This window comes from Arthrobacter sp. Br18 (genome assembly GCF_000520555.1).
Lineage (GTDB): Bacteria > Actinomycetota > Actinomycetes > Actinomycetales > Micrococcaceae > Arthrobacter_D.
The window spans coordinates 48,067-50,199 of the sequence record NZ_KI914856.1; the positions used below are offsets into that span (position 1 = coordinate 48,067).

At 64.5% G+C, this 2,133-nt stretch carries 4 protein-coding genes; 3 read left to right on the top strand and 1 reads right to left on the bottom strand.

Features of this window, described 5'->3' with window-relative positions; all coding sequences use genetic code 11:
* The first annotated feature begins 173 nt into the window (after positions 1–173).
* The 3 genes from Y704_RS0107545 (at position 174) to Y704_RS19720 (ending at position 1,659) form a co-directional block, all read left to right on the top strand.
* Entirely contained in the window at positions 174–728 is a 555-nt protein-coding gene (locus Y704_RS0107545; protein WP_026549667.1) for a dihydrofolate reductase family protein, read from the top strand.
* A gap of 128 nt (positions 729–856) precedes the next feature.
* The gene (locus Y704_RS19715) at positions 857–1,285 is read left to right on the top strand and encodes a hypothetical protein (RefSeq protein ID WP_051476802.1); all 429 of its coding nucleotides are present in this window, start codon (positions 857–859) and stop codon (positions 1,283–1,285) included.
* Positions 1,261–1,659 carry a sortase family protein gene (locus tag Y704_RS19720; protein ID WP_051476803.1) on the top strand — a complete coding sequence of 133 codons (399 nt, stop codon included), beginning with the start codon at positions 1,261–1,263 and terminating at the stop codon, positions 1,657–1,659. The genes Y704_RS19715 and Y704_RS19720 overlap by 25 nt, the downstream gene beginning before the upstream one ends.
* Here the strand turns inward: Y704_RS19720 and Y704_RS0107560 are convergent.
* Positions 1,656–2,133: IS5 family transposase (locus Y704_RS0107560; RefSeq protein ID WP_026549668.1), on the bottom strand; the 478-nt coding region annotated here is incomplete at its 5' end. The two genes, Y704_RS19720 and Y704_RS0107560, sit on opposite strands and share 4 nt — an antisense overlap.

Sequence of the window (2,133 nt, forward strand, 5' to 3'; positions counted from 1 at the left end):
GGCGGGAAGCGGGCGACGAATTCGAGCATGAAGCGCTGCTGGGCGAGGACCTGCACCTTTTCGTGGAGGACACCGCGGACGGCGTGAACATCACCATGTCGTGGACGCCGCGCGAGCAGAAAGCCCTGCCCGCCGCTCCCCCGGGCGACACTCCCGCGTGAGCCGCTGAGGTCATGGCACTCCTCCTGTACGCCAGCATCACCTCGCTCGACGGCTATGTGGCCGACGAGGAGGGCTCCTTCGACTGGGGCGTCCCCGACGAAGAGTTGCACACCTTCATCAACGACCTCCAGAGGCCCATCGGCACCTACCTCTACGGACGCGGGCTGTACGAGGTGATGGTCGCGTGGGAGACGATGCCGACAGCCGGCGATCCGATCCTGCAGGACTACGCGGAAATCTGGCAGGCAGCGCAGAAGATCGTCTATTCATCAACTCTTCCCGGTCCGTCCAGCCGGAGGACCCGCCTGGAACGGCACTTCATCCCGGCTGCCGTGGAACAGCTGAAAGCGGCGGAATCGCAGGACCTGGTGATCGGGGGTGCCGAGCTCGCGGCGGGAGCATTCGCCGCGGACCTCATCGATGAGATCCACCAGTTCGTGTCACCGGTCGTGGTGGGCGGCGGAAAGCCGTTCCTGCCGAAAAGCATCAGGCTCGGCCTTGCCCTGCGTGACGAGCGCCGGTTCGCGAACGGCGTGGTGTACCTGCGCTACAGCATCGAAAGGTGACGCGCCGGGAAGGCAGGGCACGTCCTTTCCCCCCTTCCCTCAAACCCCTAATTCACGCCGCCCCGCGCCTGGGGCGGCCAATACACTGAGTGCTATTACACGGGTCTCCTTGGTGAAGGGTCAACTCAATGCGTAGCTCAGTTCTCCTTGTTCCTACCCTCGCGTTCTCTGCCCTGGCTCTCACTGCCGGGCCGGCGGGCGCCGCCGACGACGGCGCTGCCTCCTACTCCGCGGTGCTTGCTCCGGTGAACGTCAGCGGGACCTCCGGCCAGGCGATGATTTCCCTGGCCGGCGATCAGGCAACGATCAGCATGAGCGTGGCTGGGGCCCCGTCCACGCTCATGGGCATGCCGTACATGCACGCCCAGCACATCCACATCGGCGGGCAGGGCGTCTGCGCCGGCCCGGCGGCGGACGCCGATGGCGACGGCGTCGTCAGCTCCGAAGAGGGAAAGCCCTATGAGGGATCAGCCAACCTCAAGCTGCGGCTGCAGCCGCGGCTCCGCGGCACATCACCTATCAAGGCATTGGCATGGACCTGGACATTCTGCCCCTGACCCCTACAGCAGGGGACCAGAGCAGCGGAACTATCATTCCTCCTGCGACACTTGACGCCTACTGGCTCACTCCCTACGGAACGCCCGGCACCGGATCCGTCAACACCACGTACATCGTGGGGCATAGCTGGGAAAACCGCGACTCCGCGTTCAACCGAGCCAGTTCCCAGGCCAAACCCGGAGACCTTTTCACGGTGACCACCACCACCGGAGAGGTTACATACACGGTAAATTCCGTCACCACCCACAACAAGGACACCCTGAACACCAGTGACATCTGGGACATCGTCCCTGGCCGGCTCATTCTGGTTAGTTGCTACACCGCTGACCTGTGGGGAAAGAACGTCGTCGTCACAGCCTCACCCCTCGGCTAGGGCGTGTCTCCTAATTCCTTGAGCCAGATGGTGATGGCGCGGAGAACGACTCCGCCGCGGTAGGTCAGAGCGAGTTTGTCGTACCGGGTCGCTAGTCCGCGCCATTGCTTGAAGGTGTTGAAGGAGCGTTCGACGACGTTGCGGCGTTTATAGGCCTCCGTGTCGAGCCCGACGGGTCTGCCGCCTCTTTGTCCGCGGCGTTTGCGGTTCGCTTCCTGATCGGAGCGCTCCGGAATCACGGCCTGGATGCCGCGTCGGCGCAGCAGTTCACGGTTGGCCCTCGATGAGTACGCTTTATCGCCCAGGGCCCGGTCCGGACGGGAACGGGCCCTGCCGGGACCGAGCCGGGGAACACTCAAGGCGTCCAGCAGATGCGGGAACATCGGCGAATCCCCGCCCTGGCCGGGTCCGAGGATCATCACCAGTGGGCGCATTTTCCCGTCGCAGAGGTGATGGATTTTCGTGGTCAGCCCG

Excerpts from the sequence above, each read along its gene's own strand:
- Y704_RS19715 (WP_051476802.1), top strand. The coding sequence starts at position 857 with ATGCGTAGCTCAGTTCTCCTTGTTCCTACCCTCGCGTTCTCTGCCCTG.
- Y704_RS0107545 (WP_026549667.1), top strand. The coding sequence starts at position 174 with ATGGCACTCCTCCTGTACGCCAGCATCACCTCGCTCGACGGCTATGTG.
- Y704_RS19720 (WP_051476803.1), top strand. The coding sequence starts at position 1,261 with ATGGACCTGGACATTCTGCCCCTGACCCCTACAGCAGGGGACCAGAGC.